The organism is Bacillus sp. F56 (assembly GCF_001748205.1).
GTDB lineage: Bacteria > Bacillota > Bacilli > Bacillales > Bacillaceae > Bacillus > Bacillus stercoris.
Genome location: NZ_BDFC01000008.1, coordinates 130,324 through 146,300 on the forward strand (window position 1 = coordinate 130,324; position 15,977 = coordinate 146,300).

Sequence of the window (15,977 nt, forward strand, 5' to 3'; positions counted from 1 at the left end):
TGTGCGCCGGAGGGGTGCACACTATTTCTTTGTGAGAAAGGAAGATTAACATGAATCTCGTCTCATTGAAAGATATCGTTTTCGGCTATTCCCATACGCCTGTTTTAGATAAAGTATCACTTGATATTGAAAGCGGTGAGTTCGTCGGCATCACTGGACCAAACGGCGCCTCTAAATCGACGCTCATAAAAGTAATGCTCGGCATGCTGAAACCGTGGGAAGGCACAGTGACGATCAGTAAAAGAAATACAGAAGGGAAACGCCTGACCATTGGGTACGTCCCGCAGCAAATTTCTTCATTTAACGCCGGCTTTCCGAGCACGGTGCTGGAGCTTGTTCAGTCAGGCCGATACACAAAAGGGAAATGGTTTAAACGTTTAAATGAAGAAGATCATCTTGAAGTAGAAAAAGCACTGAAAATGGTGGAAATGTGGGAGCTCCGCCATCGCAAAATCGGTGATTTATCAGGCGGACAGAAGCAGAAAATCTGTATCGCCAGAATGCTCGCCAGCAACCCGGATCTCCTGATGCTGGACGAACCGACAACAGCTGTTGACTACGACAGCAGAAAAGGATTTTACGAATTTATGCATCACCTCGTGAAAAATCACAACCGCACAGTTGTGATGGTTACTCACGAACAAAACGAAGTACAGCAATTTTTAGATAAAGTGATTCGGTTAGAGAGAGGAGAAAAAGGCGGATGGAAATGTTTGACTTGGAATTCATGCGACGAGCTTTTCTAGCAGGCGGCATGATTGCCATCATGGCTCCGATACTGGGAGTGTATCTCGTTCTCAGAAGACAGGCCTTAATGGCTGACACACTTTCACATATCTCGTTGTCAGGTGTGGCCATCGGCTTTTTTCTCAGCACCAATATTACCGCAGCGAGCATAGTCGTCGTGACCATCGGCGCGATCGGAATTGAATACATGCGGCGGGCGTATCGGACTTATTCAGAAGTGTCCATTGCCATCTTAATGGCAGCTGGTTTGTCCTTCGCGATGTTTTTAATCAGCCTTTCCAAAGGCACAGCCAATATGAGCATCGATCAATACCTATTTGGATCGCTTGTGACAGTCAACCAGCAGCAGGTCTATATTATCGGTATTATCACACTGCTGATCCTGCTTTACTTTATCGTATTGAGAAGGCCGCTCTACCTGCTGACGTTTGATGAAGCAACAGCCAAAACATCGGGAATCAATACAAACGTTCTCTCGTTGTCATTCAGTATTGTCACAGGTCTTGCGATTTCAGTCATTATACCGATCATCGGGGTCCTTCTTGTATCAGCCCTGCTCGTATTGCCGGCTGCATTCGCCATTAGAATTGCAAAAGGCTTTAACCTGGTCTTCATTACAGCCATACTCATTTCGTTATTCAGCGTATTTGCGGGGCTGACATCATCCTATCAGCTCGGGACGCCGCCAGGGCCGTCTATTACCCTGCTATTGATCGTTCTGCTTTTGCTCGGATTTGCAGTTCAGGGAGTTTGGATGTTTATCAAAAAAGAAGCGCAGCGCAAAAAAGGGCGCCAATAACAAAAAAAGCAGTTTCCCCAGGGGAAACTGCTTTTTTTATAGAAACAATCCGGCAAGGCGCTCATACGATTCTTTTTTCGCCTCAAAATCAAACACATTGCACAGAGCCATGATTTCATTTGTTTCATAGCGGTCTGTGAGGTCTAACAGCTGCTGTTTGACAGTGCTTGGAGAACCGATTATCATCCGCTTTCTGTTTTCTGCAATGAGTTTTTTATCGGATTCAGTGTAGGGATGCGCTTTCGCTTCCTCGATGCTCGGCACGCGGCTGTCTAAGCCTTTTCCGACGCGAAGAAGCCATAAATCCTGGCTTAATGCGAGTTCCTCTGCCTCTTCATCTGATTTTGCGCAAATGACAAAAATCGTAAAAAGGGCGGCCGGATTTGAGAAATGGGCTGAGGGCCGAAAGCTTTCTCGGTAGATGCGGAACGCATTTTCTCCTCGTTCTGGATTAATGAAATGCCCAAATACATATCCAATTCCCTGGTGCGCTGCACGTCTTGCACTGTTTTCTCCAAGACCGAGCACCCATAGCTCTGGTGCAGTGTCAATAAGGGGCGCCGCTTTGATTCCGGCATACGGATGGTCGGGAGGAAGGAAATCTGTGAGAAAATAAGAGACATCCTGCAGCTGTCTGTTAAATTCGGTTAAGCTTTTTTTCACCCCGTCTGTTAGCGCAAGCCGGGTTTTTGTCGTGCCTCCGGGGGAACGGCCGACGCCAAGGTCAATCCGGTTTGGATACAGGGCCTCAAGCTGGCGAAAGGTTTCAGCCACTTTAAACGGACTGTATTGGGGCAGGAGCACGCCGCCTGATCCGACACGAATCGTGTTTGTCTGTGCTGCGATGCGGGCGATCATGATTTCAGGCGCTGTGCTTGCCAGTCCTTTCGTGCTGTGGTGCTCGGCAAACCAATAACGCTTATAGCCCCACTGTTCGCTTAATTGAGCAAGCTCAACCGAATGCTGAAGAGTTGTCACAGGGCTTTCTCCTTTAGAAACAGGTGCCTGATCAAGTATGCTTACATGAATCAAATGGCCGCTTCCTTTCTGTCTGTTTTTACAATGTGACACAAGAATAGGCAAAATGACTCGCTCACGTCAAATGGTTTGTTTAAGAAGTGCATTTTATAGCATTTGCAAATCATATATCAAATATGGAAGTTTTTTTTCGAGGTTTTTCGTCAATTATTCTTAACTTTTACGAAACTTTGATATAATAACAAACGTATATATTAGTAATTTACGGCTTATTTTCCTTGTGAGCGTAAAAATAAATGTGACTATCTTCACATTTTGATGAGTAGGAGTGAATCGTGTGGCAATTTCTTTAGAAAAAGGTCAACGAATTGATTTAACAAAAGGAAAAGCCGGTCTGTCAAAATTGATGGTCGGTCTCGGCTGGGACCCAGTGTCCTCAGGCGGAGGATTCTTCAGCAAACTGCTTGGCGGAGGCGGTCCGAATATCGACTGTGACGCTTCAGTGCTGATGTTGGAAAACGGAAAATTCACCGAAAAGAAAAACCTGATTTATTTCGGCAACCTGAAAAGCCGCTGCGGCGGTGTACAGCATACAGGCGACAACCTGACGGGTGACGGTGCGGGCGATGACGAGCAAATTATGATAGATTTAGATAAAGTGCCTGGAAACATCGATAAGCTTGTATTTGTAGTGAACATTTACGATTGTGTCAGAAGAAAACAAGATTTCGGCATGATTCAAAATGCGTTTATCCGCGTAGTGGATCAATCTAATCACGAGGAAATGCTCAAGTACAATTTGAGAGACAATTATGCCGGCAGAACAAGCCTGATTACAGCAGAAATCTACCGCAGCGGCAGTGAGTGGAAGTTTGCGGCGATTGGTGAAGGCACGAACGATACGAGATTAGAAGATATTATCAGCCGATACGTATAAAAGAAAAGGAGTGGATGAAACATGACAATTTCATTGGCAAAAGGACAAAAAGTAGATTTAACAAAAACAAATCCGGGTCTTTCAAAGGTTGTTGTCGGTTTAGGATGGGATACGAACAAGTATGACGGCGGACACGACTTTGATCTTGACTCAAGTGTGTTTCTGTTAGACGCTGCAGGCAAATGCGCGTCACCAAACGACTTTATTTTCTACAACCAGCTTGAAGGCGGCAACGGTTCAGTCGTTCATTCAGGCGACAACCTGACTGGTGCTGGCGAAGGCGATGATGAGAATGTAAAAGTAAATCTCAGCGCTGTACCGGCAAACATTGATAAAATCTCATTTGTTATTACCATTCACGAAGCAGAAGCGCGCAGCCAAAACTTTGGACAAGTTTCAAACGCGTTCGTCCGCATCGTAAATGAAGAAACAAATGAAGAGCTCATCCGTTACGATCTTGCAGAAGATTTCTCTATTGAAACGGCAATCATTGCAGGGGAGCTTTACAGACATAACGGCGAGTGGAAATTCTCCGCAATCGGCTCAGGCTACCAAGGCGGCCTTGCCCGCATTGCAACAGACTACGGTTTGCAAGTCGGTTAAGAAAAATACGAAGAGCAGAAAGGAGAGAGGCAGTATGGCCATTCAATTATCAAAAGGACAGCGCATTGATTTAACGAAAACAAATCCGGGACTGACAAAAGCGGTGATCGGTTTAGGCTGGGATACAAACAAGTACTCCGGCGGACACGATTTTGACCTGGATGCTTCGGCCTTTTTAGTTGATGCGCATGATAACTGCGTAAATGATCTCGATTTCGTCTTCTATAATAACCTTGAACACCCGAGCGGCGGTGTCATCCATACGGGTGACAACCGTACGGGTGAAGGCGACGGAGATGATGAGCAGATTATCGTGGATTTCTCAAAAATTCCTGCTCACATTGAGAAAATCGGCATCACAGTGACCATTCACGACGCTGAAGCACGCAGCCAAAACTTCGGACAAGTTTCCAATGCGTTTGTGCGTGTTGTGGACGAAGAGACGCAGAATGAGCTTCTTCGCTTCGATTTGGGAGAAGACTTCTCCATAGAAACAGCTGTTGTCGTTTGTGAGCTATACAGACACGGCGGCGAGTGGAAATTCAATGCGATCGGCAGCGGTTTTTCCGGCGGGCTGGCTGCATTGTGCCGGAATTATGGTTTGCAAGTGTAAACGAGTGACAAATAGAGAAGTCACCGTTTCAAATTAATAGGAGGAAAAAACTTGGACTTTTTACATCATATCATGTCTACGTATGCTTCATTTTTCGATTGGAAAATGTGGGGGGAAGTTCTGACTGATCCTGTTTCCTGGGGTCTGATCGGTTCCCTTGTTGTTCTGGAAGGCCTTTTATCGGCCGATAACGCGCTTGTTCTTGCGGTCATGGTCAAACACCTGCCGGAAAAACAGCGTAAAAAAGCGTTAACGTATGGTTTGTTTGGAGCTTATATTTTCCGGTTTATTTTCATCGGGCTCGGTATGCTCCTCATTAAATTCTGGTGGATCAAGGTGCTTGGCGCGCTTTACCTGGCTTGGCTCGTCATTAAGCACTTCTGGATAGGCGAAAAAGAAGAAGAAGCGGACGGCATGAAGAAAAACTCTTGGATGGTCCGCACGTTCGGGATCTTCTGGGCGACTGTCGTTTCAGTAGAATTAATGGATCTTGCCTTCTCTGTGGACAGCATCCTGGCCGCGTTTGCGGTATCTGAAAAAGTATGGGTGCTTCTGATCGGCGGTATGCTTGGTATTTTAATGATGCGTACAGTGGCAAAAGTGTTCCTTGTTCTGATTGATAAAATTCCTGAGCTGGAAAACACAGCATTCGTGTTAATCGGCATTATCGCGCTCAAAATGGCGGGGAGCGCTTTCCATTACGAAATGCCGCACTCTGTATTCTTCATCATCATTATCGCTGCATTTGCGGTAACATTGATCATTCACTACATCAACAAACAAAAGCAGGTGCGCGAACAAACAGCCGCTTCAAAAGAAGAATAAAACAAAACAAGGAGGGAGGTTCAATGTCCTTCCTTTTTTGTTACCGAAATATCGTTCAATGACAAACCGGAAAGGAGGATATGATGAGACAAGAAGAAGTAATCATTCATAAAGCACTTCCGGCTGATGGGGATTGGAAAAGCCTGCTGTTTCAGCCCTTGCCGGAGCGGGATCACTATGAAACAGCACAGGGCCTTTCGTTTTCCCGCCTTGCCGGACAGATATTAGGCACGCCTATTGATGAGACAGACTACTATAACGAGCTTTACGAGCTGTCTGTAAATGACCGCATGACTATTTTGAGTGAAACGCTTGATAAAACAATCGAACCGGAAACATTTCAAAAGCTTCAGCATATTCATTCCATCAATCAGAAAGAAAAAGGGCTGTCAGTCAGCCGCTTTGTTGCCTTTCTGGACGGGGAAAAGCTGATTGCGAAGCACTCAAATCCCTTGATGCACCGCCATTTAAGAAAAGCGCTGATGACGCTTTTACATACCTTTGCGGACAGTCATGAGAAGGGGCTGAATCATCCTGATTTTCGCAGAGTGCTGCTTGATGTCTCGAAGTTTTCTTTAAATCACCTGAATCCGTGGCTGGAAAAAACCGATATAGAGCGTGAGATGCCAAAGGTTGTTTGGTATGGAGATGCGACGAAAAGCCAGCTCTATTTCTTATATTATCTGATGCTGGTCGGCTGTGATGTTCTGCTGTTCCATCCGGCGGGAACCGATCAGCTGGCGCTTGTCGATCCAAAGCAGGAGCTCAGTTTTACGGAAAAGCTCCCGGATGTTTCGGAGCTTCAGCCGTTTCCGAAAGAAAAACCAGACCGTAAATCAACAGTGGCTTACCGCTCAACAAAAGAAATTGAACATGTGCTGAATCACGAGGAGTCCATGCTGTACAAGCCATGGCAGTTCAGAGATCACACACCGGTGTCCGTTACGCTGAAAACGACCTATGATGAACTGTTTTTAATCACGAAAGAACGCGCCTTTATTCGGCCGAATTTCAAAGCAGATAAACACTCCATTGAAATTCCGAATGTATTCGCCAAAATTATGGGCGTGTCGAAAGACAATAAGGAATATTGGAACAGGCTTCATACTCTAGCGGATTATCAGGAAACAGAAATGGTCAGAAGCTTTCCATTTACAGAAGAAATAAAGTCGAACTATCAATTTCACTACAGCCACGCACTTGATCAAGAAGGGAATATTGATCCGGACAAGCTGATGGCAAGCAATGTGTGGCAGTACAAACAGCTGCCGGCGGGCGTTCAGACCGCCATTGCCAAAACGATTTCGAGAATGTGCAGGCATCCTCGGCTTAAGGCTTTGCATCAGGAACAAGTCAAGGATGTTCAAATCTATTTGTTTAAACAAACGACAAACCTGCCTGCTAATCTGCTGAAATTAATTCAAATGTTTGACTATGCGCAAACCGTTCCGAAACTCGTTTTATATCATACGGAAATGAGCGGCGGACTCACGCGTTCGGATGCTGCCGCCCTGCTGTTCCTGAATGAAATCGGAATCGATATCATCATTTATAATCCGCCCGGACACCAAGATATTGAGCAGTTTATTGAAGACGATCAGTATGATATCCACTGGCTGGACGACATGGTGTTCCAGCAGGACTACAAAGAGCCTTCGCTTGTGAAAAGGTTCTTCAGAAACATTACCCAAAAATAAGGAGAGAAGAAAAGCATGACAACAGAAAATCAAAATCCGCTTGTTCTCGATAAAAATGAAGAGATTTCCCAGCAAAAAGCTGACGATATCCGTCTTCAGCTCCGTCAGGAACCAGAGGTAAAGCGGCTTGCTCAACAAATTGACGTCAAAAACCAAATGGAGCTGCTTGAGTACGGCAAGGAGCCGGCCGTTGAAATTTCCAAGTTCTCTGACCGCATCTTGGGGATGATGAAAACAACAAGTGTGACAGACTCTGGCACAATGCTGACCCAGCTTGGAAAAATCATGGACCGCTTCGACAAAAATGATTTTGATGAGCCTAAGGGATTAATGGCGAAAATTTTCAAACGCGGCGGCAGCATGATTGAAAAAATCTTTAAAAAGTATCAGACACTTGGCGGAGAGATTGAAAAAATCAACGTTGAGATTTCGAAATACAAAGATGAGATGACGAAGACGAACTACACGCTCGATGAAATGTATGAAAACAATATCAAATACTATATGGAGCTTGAAAAATACGTCGTTGCCGGACAGATGAAACTGGAAGAGATGCAGTCGATCCTTCCTTCATATGAGGAAAAAGCGGCAAGCGGAAACCAGCTGGCGCAAATGCAGCTCGATACACTGCGCAACGGCATTCAGGCGCTTGAGGAACGGGTGTATGATCTGGATATGGCACGGATGGTGGCTCTTCAAACCGCACCACAAATCCGTCTCCTGCAGCGCGGAAATGCAAAGCTGATCGGGAAAATTAACTCCGCGTTTATCATTACCATTCCGATTTTCAAAAACGGCATTATTCAGGCTGTTACGGTGAAACGGCAAAAGCTTGTGGCTGATTCTATGAGTGAGCTTGACCGCCGGACAAACGAGATGCTGAAACGAAATGCTGAAAACATCTCGAGCCAAAGTGTTGAAATTGCCAGAATGGCCGGCAGACCGAGCATAGATATTGAAACGATCGAATCGTCTTGGAACACGATTGTCAGCGGCATGCAGGAAACAAAACAAATCGAAGAAGAAAACAAACGCCTCCGCGAAGACGGCGCGAGACGAATTGCCCAGCTTCAGGATAATATTAAAAAAGCAGCATTACAGCAATAATCAGAACCCCGCTTGTGGAACATGAGCGGGGTTTTTCATTTACATCATTTAGTTAATGACAATGTGTAAAGACAGGTGTAAACTTAAACGGTAATCATTTTGCATATCAGAGGTGTTGGCAATGGGAAAACAACAGCCTATATCCCAGCGTAAACTGCTGGGCGTCGCCGGTTTGGGGTGGCTGTTTGATGCAATGGATGTCGGAATATTATCGTTTATTATCGCCGCGCTCCATGTAGAGTGGAATCTGTCGCCCGAGGAAATGAAATGGATTGGAAGCGTCAATTCCATCGGCATGGCTGCGGGAGCGTTTTTGTTTGGTCTGCTGGCTGATCGAATCGGCCGAAAAAAAGTATTTATTATCACCCTTCTATGCTTTTCCATCGGAAGCGGCATTTCCGCTTTTGTGACGAGCTTATCGGCATTTCTAATCCTTCGTTTCGTGATCGGCATGGGACTTGGCGGAGAGCTTCCAGTCGCTTCGACACTCGTTTCGGAAGCGGTTGTGCCTGAAAAGCGGGGCAGAGTGATTGTGCTTCTGGAGAGCTTTTGGGCTGTGGGCTGGCTCGCAGCGGCCTTGATTTCTTACTTTGTGATACCAAGCTTCGGCTGGCAGGCTGCCCTGCTGTTAACCGCACTGACTGCTTTTTATGCGTTATACCTGCGGACGAGTCTGCCTGATTCACCAAAATATGAATCGCTTTCTGCCAAAAAGAAATCTGTGTGGGAGAATGTAAAAAGCGTCTGGGCAAGACAGTATATACGGCCGACCGTAATGCTGTCGATCGTTTGGTTCTGTGTGGTGTTTTCTTATTACGGCATGTTCTTATGGCTTCCGAGTGTCATGCTGCTGAAAGGCTTCAGCATGATTCAAAGCTTTGAATATGTCCTGCTGATGACGCTTGCTCAGCTACCGGGCTATTTCTCTGCCGCATGGCTGATTGAAAAAGCGGGCCGGAAGTGGATACTTGTCATTTACCTGATTGGGACAGCAGGAAGCGCCTATTTCTTTGGAACGGCTGATTCCTTAGGCCTTCTGCTTACGGCTGGAATGCTGTTATCGTTTTTCAATCTCGGTGCGTGGGGCGTGCTGTATGCGTACACCCCGGAGCAATATCCGACTGCGATTCGCGCAACAGGTTCAGGAACGACGGCGGCGTTTGGCAGAATCGGCGGCATCTTCGGGCCTTTGCTCGTCGGAACGCTCGCAGCCCGTCATATTTCGTTTTCGGTCATCTTTTCAATCTTTTGCATTGCCATCTTACTCGCGGTTGCTTGTATTTTGATTATGGGGAAAGAGACGAAACAAACTGAGCTGGAATAGGAAAAGCACCTCTTGAATGAGGTGCTTTCAGCGTGTCGACAAACCCTCGCATTCGTTGTCAGGACTGCGCTTCGGTGCTCAATGCGAAGTGGATCAACGGCTAAATTCTCAGGCGTCCTGCCTAAACGCCGTCGTCATCACATCCTGTGAATGTCCGCTCCTATGCTCGTCCTTCCTAGACTTCAAGGGTTTTCAATCACGCTGAAAAGATGACAAAATCCTAAAATGAAAACCATTTTAGGATTTTGTCAACAATCTGAGGCACCTCTTGAAAGAGGTGCTTTTTTACATTTGCGCCCGGGCTGCGGATTGGCGTTTCCCGGTTTTATTGATTGTCTGGTAGAGCGTCATAGAAAGTATGAACAGAATGGCAGTAAATCCTGTGACAGCTCCGAAGTGCTGTGTGCTTTGATATAAAAAACCTGCAATACCTGTGCCGACAGTGGTTCCTGCATACATAGCGGCATTGGAAAGGGAAGCGATGGTTCCTCGCGCGTTTGGTGAAATGGATTGAGAGACACCCATCATTAACGGAAAGATAATGCCAGCTGTAAAGAACGTGAGAAAAAAGCTCGTTTCGACTAAAAATAAGTTAGGAAAGAAAGGAAGAGCGAAATAGAGAACGCCCATCAGCAGCATCCCGCCGATCAATGTCTTAAACATGCCCAGCTTTGCTGAAATCCGGCTGCCGATAAGGCTTCCGAGCATATTTCCCAGTCCGAGAACAAGCATAGCTGCCCCAATTTGTGACACGGTTAAATGATAATCCGCGGAAAGCCAAGTGCCGAGAAAGCTGAACGACGCGAAGTTTCCGGTTTGAAAGAGAAAATAGGCAAGCAGAATGACCGATGTTTTCGGCAGTGAAAACAGCTCCCGATATGGGTTGATTATTGATGGGCGCGCCAATGGTTCAGAAGGGCGGATATCAGGCATAACCACCGCCAGAATCAATAGAAGAATAATCGAGCACGCTGACAAAACGAAAAATGGCGTATGCCATGTAAAGGAAGCGAAAAACCCTCCGATCGGCAGTCCGAGCATTTGTGAAGCGGCCAATCCTGCTGTCGCAATACCCATGCTTTTTATGATCTGAGAAGGCTTAACAATAATTGGGATGGACGCCCAAATTTGAGGCGTCACAAACGCAGCGCTAACGCCTGCGGCAAAACGGAACAGGCACATGGCGGCAAAAGAGGGAGCGATGCCGCATAAAAACGTGGATACGATAAAGCCCGCAAGCCCCCACAGCATGACTGTTTTCCTGTTCAAACGGTCTGAGATTGGGCCCGCAATGAAAGCGAAGAGCGCATAACCGAGTGCATAAGCACTGACCATCCAGCCTGACAAATCAGTAGAGACATGAAACTGCTCCTGTAAAAGCGGGAGAAGCGGAGAAAGCAAAAAGGTATCTGTGCCAATGACAAACATGACACTGAAGAAAAGCCAAATACGATTCAAATTTTATCACTCCTATAGTTTTATAACTTTGAAACTATGAAACAAATATGTATAGAGAAAACCCTTTGTTAGAGGGTTTCCAAAAAGCCAGGCAGGTATGTTTGAAATGTGTCTTCACGGAGACTGACATATTTTGTCCGCGAATCTTTTCGGGTTGCCGTCAATCCCGCTTCACGCAGCGTTTTAAAATGATAAGATGCCGTGGTTTTCACAATATTGCACTTTTCACCTACTTCACCGCAGCTGAGTTCTTTTCCGCTGACATAAAGCGTACGAATAATAGCAAGCCTTGATTCATCAGACAGTGCTTTAAAAATTTGCGCTCTGATTTGATCATCTGATTGTTTCATAGTCATGAAACTATAATACATAATTGATGCTGGGAAAGCAACTTATTTTTCCAGTAAAGGAGCAGGAAGTCATAATAGGCAGGAGGAATTCAATTCCAATAAAAGCGTTTTCACCTATAGATAGGAGAAAAATCACCCGTAAAATACAATTATATAGGAGGATTACAGAGTATTTAGAAGCATAAATAAGATCATGTGGTCACATGGATGTTTATAATGAAATGGTACAGAATAAAAGAGAATATGCTGTTTGTGTGGGAAGTTACATAAATGTTACGGTTATTAGGATTGCTTAATATGGAGGGAAAATATGAGTGTAGATGAGAAACCAATTAAGATAAAAGTCGAGAAAGTCTCCAAGATTTTTGGGAAACAAACAAAAAAGGCAGTTCAAATGCTTGCCAACGGAAAGACAAAAAAAGAGATCCTGAAAGCAACCGGTTCAACCGTTGGGGTTAATCAGGCAGATTTTGAAGTATATGATGGTGAGATATTTGTCATCATGGGTCTATCAGGGAGCGGTAAATCAACTTTAGTACGGATGTTAAACCGGCTTATTGAACCGACTGCCGGAAATATTTACATTGATGGTGACATGATAACAAATATGTCTAAAGACCAGCTCCGGGAAGTCCGCCGGAAAAAAATCAGCATGGTCTTCCAAAAGTTCGCTCTGTTTCCGCACAGAACGATACTTGAAAACACAGAATACGGACTGGAGCTTCAAGGTGTAGACAAACAGGAGCGCCAGCAAAAAGCGCTTGAGTCCTTAAAGCTCGTCGGACTTGAAGGATTTGAACACCAATATCCTGACCAGCTTTCCGGCGGGATGCAGCAGCGTGTCGGCCTTGCCCGCGCGTTGACAAATGATCCGGACATTCTTCTGATGGATGAAGCGTTCAGTGCGCTCGATCCACTGATTCGTAAAGATATGCAGGATGAACTTCTTGATCTTCACGATAATGTCGGAAAAACGATTATCTTTATTACGCACGACTTGGACGAAGCATTGCGGATCGGCGACAGAATTGTTCTGATGAAGGACGGCAACATCGTTCAAATCGGCACGCCTGAAGAAATCCTGATGAATCCATCTAACGAATATGTTGAGAAATTCGTCGAGGATGTTGATTTATCTAAAGTCCTCACAGCAGGCCATATTATGAAACGCGCTGAAACAGTGCGGATTGATAAAGGGCCTCGCGTGGCATTGACATTGATGAAAAACCTTGGAATTTCTTCAATTTACGCAGTGGATAAACAAAAGAAATTGTTAGGTGTTATCTATGCGTCTGATGCGAAAAAAGCGGCTGAATCTGATTTGTCACTTCAAAATATCTTGAATACAGAATTTACGACTGTACCAGAGGATACGTATTTGACAGAGATTTTTGACGTTGTTTCTGACGCGAATATTCCAATTGCGGTTGTAGATGAGAAGCAAAGAATGAAAGGGATTGTCGTAAAAGGCGCACTAATTGGCGCGCTTGCCGGCAATAACGAGTATATCAATGCTGAAGGCACTGGCGAACAAACACAAGATCCTTCTGCACAGGAGGTGAAGTAAGATGGATAGACTGCCTAGAATACCTTTAGCAGATATCATTGACCGTTTTGTTGACTGGATTACATTGACGTTTGGCGGATTCTTCGACGGAATCGCAAACGGACTTGCCGCTTTTGTAAATGGAATTGTCAGCGGACTTGGATTTATTCCATCTATTTTGTTAACGATTATTTTCGCCGCACTTGCGTGGTGGATCAGTACAAGAGGAATTGCGTTATTTACATTGATTGGATTCCTCCTGATCGATTATTTAGGATATTGGGATCCAATGCTGCAGACATTGGCGCTTGTTTTGACATCTGTGATTATTTCGATTGTGGTCGGGGTTCCGATCGGAATTTGGGCGTCCCAGAAAGAAATGGTACGCCGTATTGTAACGCCAATTCTTGATTTAATGCAGACAATGCCTGCTTTCGTATATCTATTGCCGGCGATTTTCTTCTTTAACATCGGTGTTGTGCCGGGTGTTGTTGCATCAGTTATTTTCGCGATGCCTCCGACAATCCGCATGACCGTTCTCGGTATTAAACAAGTGCCGGCGGATCTGATTGAGGCGACTGAGGCGTTCGGTTCTACAACAGCTCAGCGTTTGTTTAAAGTTCAGCTTCCGCTTGCGACAAAAACCATCCTGGCCGGAATCAACCAAAGCATCATGCTTGCGTTATCAATGGTTGTTATCGCCGCAATGGTCGGTGCGCCGGGACTTGGTTCTGAAGTATACAGCGCCGTTACACAGCTGAAAACCGGGGTCGGAGTAGAGGCCGGTATCGCCATCGTTATCGTTGCCATTACCCTGGACCGTATTACTCAAAATATTAAAGTGAAGAAGAAAAGCAGGGGGAATGCCTGATGCTTAAAAAAATCATCGGCATTGGCGTTTCCGCCATGCTGGCGCTCTCACTTGCGGCTTGCGGTTCACAACACGATGAAAATGCAACCGCAGCAGAACAGGTGAATAAGACCATCATCGGGATTGACCCCGGTTCAGGGATTATGTCCCTGACTGACAAAGCGATGAAGGATTATGACCTGAATGACTGGACATTGATTTCAGCGTCAAGTGCCGCGATGACCGCAACACTTAAAAAGTCATACGACCGTAAGAAACCGATTATCATTACAGGATGGACACCGCACTGGATGTTCTCCAGATATAAGCTGAAATATCTCGATGATCCGAAACAATCTTATGGCAGCGCGGAGGAAATCCATACGATCACACGCAAAGGCTTCAGCAAAGAGCAGCCGAATGCCGCAAAGCTTCTGAGCCAGTTTAAATGGACGCAAGACGATATGGGCGAAGTGATGATCAAAGTGGAAGAAGGCGAGAAACCTGCCAAAGTCGCAGCTGAGTATGTGAAGAATCACAAAGATCAGATTGCGGAGTGGACAAAAGGCGTTCAAAAGGTCAAGGGGGACAAAATCAACCTTGCCTATGTGGCGTGGGACAGTGAAATTGCAAGCACAAACGTGATCGGCAAAGTCTTAGAAGACTTAGGCTATGAGGTGACGCTTACTCAGGTAGAGGCCGGTCCGATGTGGACTGCAATCGCGACGGGAAGCGCGGATGCATCCCTTTCCGCATGGCTGCCGAATACCCATAAAGCATACGCCGCCAAATATAAAGGCAAATATGACGATATTGGCACGAGTATGACGGGCGTGAAAATGGGTCTTGTTGTTCCTCAATATATGAAAAACGTTAACTCAATTGAAGATTTGAAGAAGTAATGAAGAAAGCAGCCTGGGATCAGGCTGCTTTTTTTGCGTTAAGAAGCGTTAGCGGCAGCAAGCGATTCCGCTTTCTGAAATGTTTTGAGCACGGCGTTCGCCAAAATGTGAATGCCGTTGAACATTGCATTTCTGTCAAAGGTCATGTGCGGATGATGGAGTCCCGGCTGGAGTCCGCAGCCGAGACCAAGCATTGTTGTTTTGAGGTTCGGCACTTTCACGGCGTAAAAATGGAAATCCTCGCCGCCGGTTGTGACAAGCGGGGCATCAAGCTGCTCAGCCCCGATGATTTCCGTAATGGCTTCTGCCATGATCGCTTCAGCTTCTTTGTTTTGTGTCGCTGCAGGAAGGCTGTGTTCTTTTTGCAGGTCGATCTTTGCGCCGAATGCGGCGGCGGCCGCTTCACAGGCTCTTTCTGTTTCGGCAATTAACGCCTCCATGGCTTCATTGGTCTGTGCGCGCAAATCAAGGCTGAACGATGCTTTTCCCGGAATGATGTTAGAGCTTTCTCCGCCGGCTTGAAGCTTTGTCATTTTGACGGTATGCGGGATTTGCGGATCAATATGGATGAGCCCGAGCTTATGTACAAGAAATGCTGCAATTTCAATGCTGTTTTTCCCGAGGTGCGGGCGGGCGCCATGGGCTTCCTCTCCGGTAATTGTTCCCTCAATGTGCTGGCTTGATCCGTGCAGAATAGACGGGGCGCAGCGGCCGTTTTGTGTTTCCTGAATTGGGCGGACGTGAACACCATACAAATAGTCGACATCATCAAGTACGCCTTCTTCTATCATTTTCAAGGCACCGCCGCCTTTTTCTTCTGCCGGCTGAAAGATAAAACGGATTGTGCCCTTCGGAAGCTCAGGTTGTTTTCTCAGCAGCATTAATGTGCCCAATGCCATTGTCATATGTGCATCGTGTCCGCAGGAATGGTTGGCGCGAAATGTGCCGTTTACCTCCTGCCATAGCGCGTCAATATCAGCGCGCACAGCTACAACAGGTGAGCCTGAGCCGATTTCGCCGACAACTCCGGTGCAGTCTGAAAACGTGCGCGTCCGGCACCCTAACTCCTCAAGCTTTTGTTTGAGAAATGCAGTCGTCTCATATTCCTTCCAGCTGACTTCAGGGTTCGCGTGCAGATGCTCGAAGATGTCCATAACGGTTTGTTTCATGTCTTCTGAAAGCTTTTGCATGGTAAGAAATACCTCCTTCTATCAGAATGAATTTTTACCTTCTTTACTTTA

Annotated in this window: 16 protein-coding genes; 12 read left to right on the forward strand and 4 right to left on the reverse strand. The window is 45.9% G+C overall.

The features are described 5' to 3' along the window. The first annotated feature begins 50 nt into the window (after positions 1–50). Both znuC and znuB read left to right on the forward strand, forming a co-directional pair. The gene (znuC, locus tag BFW96_RS14395) at positions 51–746 is read left to right on the forward strand and encodes a zinc ABC transporter ATP-binding protein ZnuC (protein ID WP_014475714.1); all 696 of its coding nucleotides are present in this window, start codon (positions 51–53) and stop codon (positions 744–746) included. After that, the gene (gene znuB / locus BFW96_RS14400) at positions 704–1,546 is read left to right on the forward strand and encodes a zinc ABC transporter permease ZnuB (RefSeq protein WP_069839791.1); all 843 of its coding nucleotides are present in this window, start codon (positions 704–706) and stop codon (positions 1,544–1,546) included. The genes znuC and znuB overlap by 43 nt, the downstream gene beginning before the upstream one ends. Positions 1,547–1,582: 36 nt before the next feature. On the opposite strand, the gene BFW96_RS14405 is transcribed toward znuB, so the two are convergent. Further along, on the reverse strand, positions 1,583–2,578 hold the full coding sequence (locus BFW96_RS14405) for an LLM class flavin-dependent oxidoreductase (RefSeq protein WP_069839792.1): 996 nt from the start codon (positions 2,576–2,578) through the stop codon (positions 1,583–1,585). Between the two features lie 283 nt (positions 2,579–2,861). Here BFW96_RS14405 and BFW96_RS14410 point away from each other — a divergent pair, with 283 nt between their 5' ends. The 7 genes from BFW96_RS14410 (at position 2,862) to niaP (ending at position 9,630) form a co-directional block, all read left to right on the forward strand. Continuing rightward, entirely contained in the window at positions 2,862–3,461 is a 600-nt protein-coding gene (locus tag BFW96_RS14410; protein WP_014662676.1) for a TerD family protein, read from the forward strand. 21 nt (positions 3,462–3,482) lie between these two features. Continuing rightward, positions 3,483–4,064, forward strand: coding sequence for a TerD family protein (locus BFW96_RS14415; RefSeq protein ID WP_014475718.1), 582 nt, complete (start codon positions 3,483–3,485; stop codon positions 4,062–4,064). A 34-nt stretch (positions 4,065–4,098) separates the two neighbouring features. After that, positions 4,099–4,677 (forward strand): TerD family protein, encoded by a 579-nt coding sequence (locus tag BFW96_RS14420; protein WP_003241242.1) that lies wholly within the window; start codon positions 4,099–4,101, stop codon positions 4,675–4,677. A 51-nt stretch (positions 4,678–4,728) separates the two neighbouring features. Continuing rightward, positions 4,729–5,502: a TerC family protein gene (locus tag BFW96_RS14425; RefSeq protein WP_014662678.1), complete on the forward strand. Its 774-nt coding sequence runs from the start codon at positions 4,729–4,731 to the stop codon at positions 5,500–5,502. An 83-nt stretch (positions 5,503–5,585) separates the two neighbouring features. Next, positions 5,586–7,199, forward strand: coding sequence for a YceG family protein (locus tag BFW96_RS14430; RefSeq protein WP_069839793.1), 1,614 nt, complete (start codon positions 5,586–5,588; stop codon positions 7,197–7,199). Positions 7,200–7,214: 15 nt separating this feature from the next. Beyond that, entirely contained in the window at positions 7,215–8,306 is a 1,092-nt protein-coding gene (locus BFW96_RS14435) for a toxic anion resistance protein (protein WP_014662680.1), read from the forward strand. A gap of 121 nt (positions 8,307–8,427) precedes the next feature. After that, the gene (gene niaP, locus BFW96_RS14440; RefSeq protein ID WP_014662681.1) at positions 8,428–9,630 is read left to right on the forward strand and encodes a niacin permease NiaP; all 1,203 of its coding nucleotides are present in this window, start codon (positions 8,428–8,430) and stop codon (positions 9,628–9,630) included. A gap of 285 nt (positions 9,631–9,915) precedes the next feature. Here the strand turns inward: niaP and BFW96_RS14445 are convergent, their stop codons facing one another. Then, entirely contained in the window at positions 9,916–11,088 is a 1,173-nt protein-coding gene (locus BFW96_RS14445; RefSeq protein WP_069839794.1) for an MFS transporter, read from the reverse strand. Positions 11,089–11,156: 68 nt separating this feature from the next. Beyond that, positions 11,157–11,459 carry an ArsR/SmtB family transcription factor gene (locus tag BFW96_RS14450; RefSeq protein WP_010886398.1) on the reverse strand — a complete coding sequence of 101 codons (303 nt, stop codon included), beginning with the start codon at positions 11,457–11,459 and terminating at the stop codon, positions 11,157–11,159. A gap of 289 nt (positions 11,460–11,748) precedes the next feature. On the opposite strand from BFW96_RS14450, the gene opuAA reads away from it, so the two are divergent. Genes opuAA through opuAC form a run of 3 tightly spaced genes read left to right on the forward strand, consistent with a single transcriptional unit; the run spans position 11,749 to position 14,736 of the window. After that, positions 11,749–13,005: a glycine/proline betaine ABC transporter ATP-binding protein OpuAA gene (opuAA, locus tag BFW96_RS14455; protein ID WP_014662684.1), complete on the forward strand. Its 1,257-nt coding sequence runs from the start codon at positions 11,749–11,751 to the stop codon at positions 13,003–13,005. Between the two features lies 1 nt (position 13,006). Beyond that, complete coding sequence (gene opuAB / locus BFW96_RS14460; protein ID WP_069839795.1) at positions 13,007–13,855, forward strand: glycine/proline betaine ABC transporter permease subunit OpuAB; 849 nt, start codon at positions 13,007–13,009, stop codon at positions 13,853–13,855. After that, positions 13,855–14,736, forward strand: coding sequence for a glycine/proline betaine ABC transporter substrate-binding protein OpuAC (gene opuAC, locus BFW96_RS14465; RefSeq protein WP_069839796.1), 882 nt, complete (start codon positions 13,855–13,857; stop codon positions 14,734–14,736). Before opuAB ends, opuAC begins: the two co-directional genes overlap by 1 nt. Before the next feature lie 38 nt (positions 14,737–14,774). Here opuAC and BFW96_RS14470 read toward each other — a convergent pair whose 3' ends face one another. Beyond that, complete coding sequence (locus BFW96_RS14470) at positions 14,775–15,926, reverse strand: M20 peptidase aminoacylase family protein (RefSeq protein ID WP_069839797.1); 1,152 nt, start codon at positions 15,924–15,926, stop codon at positions 14,775–14,777. Positions 15,927–15,977: the final 51 nt, after the last annotated feature.

Coding starts and splice junctions, on each gene's coding strand:
- znuC (WP_014475714.1), top strand. CDS start 51: ATGAATCTCGTCTCATTGAAAGATATCGTTTTCGGCTATTCCCATACG.
- znuB (WP_069839791.1), top strand. CDS start 704: ATGGAAATGTTTGACTTGGAATTCATGCGACGAGCTTTTCTAGCAGGC.
- BFW96_RS14415 (WP_014475718.1), top strand. CDS start 3,483: ATGACAATTTCATTGGCAAAAGGACAAAAAGTAGATTTAACAAAAACA.
- BFW96_RS14420 (WP_003241242.1), top strand. CDS start 4,099: ATGGCCATTCAATTATCAAAAGGACAGCGCATTGATTTAACGAAAACA.
- BFW96_RS14430 (WP_069839793.1), top strand. CDS start 5,586: ATGAGACAAGAAGAAGTAATCATTCATAAAGCACTTCCGGCTGATGGG.
- BFW96_RS14435 (WP_014662680.1), top strand. CDS start 7,215: ATGACAACAGAAAATCAAAATCCGCTTGTTCTCGATAAAAATGAAGAG.
- niaP (WP_014662681.1), top strand. CDS start 8,428: ATGGGAAAACAACAGCCTATATCCCAGCGTAAACTGCTGGGCGTCGCC.
- BFW96_RS14450 (WP_010886398.1), bottom strand. CDS start 11,459: ATGTATTATAGTTTCATGACTATGAAACAATCAGATGATCAAATCAGA.
- opuAA (WP_014662684.1), top strand. CDS start 11,749: ATGAGTGTAGATGAGAAACCAATTAAGATAAAAGTCGAGAAAGTCTCC.
- opuAB (WP_069839795.1), top strand. CDS start 13,007: ATGGATAGACTGCCTAGAATACCTTTAGCAGATATCATTGACCGTTTT.
- opuAC (WP_069839796.1), top strand. CDS start 13,855: ATGCTTAAAAAAATCATCGGCATTGGCGTTTCCGCCATGCTGGCGCTC.
- BFW96_RS14470 (WP_069839797.1), bottom strand. CDS start 15,926: ATGCAAAAGCTTTCAGAAGACATGAAACAAACCGTTATGGACATCTTC.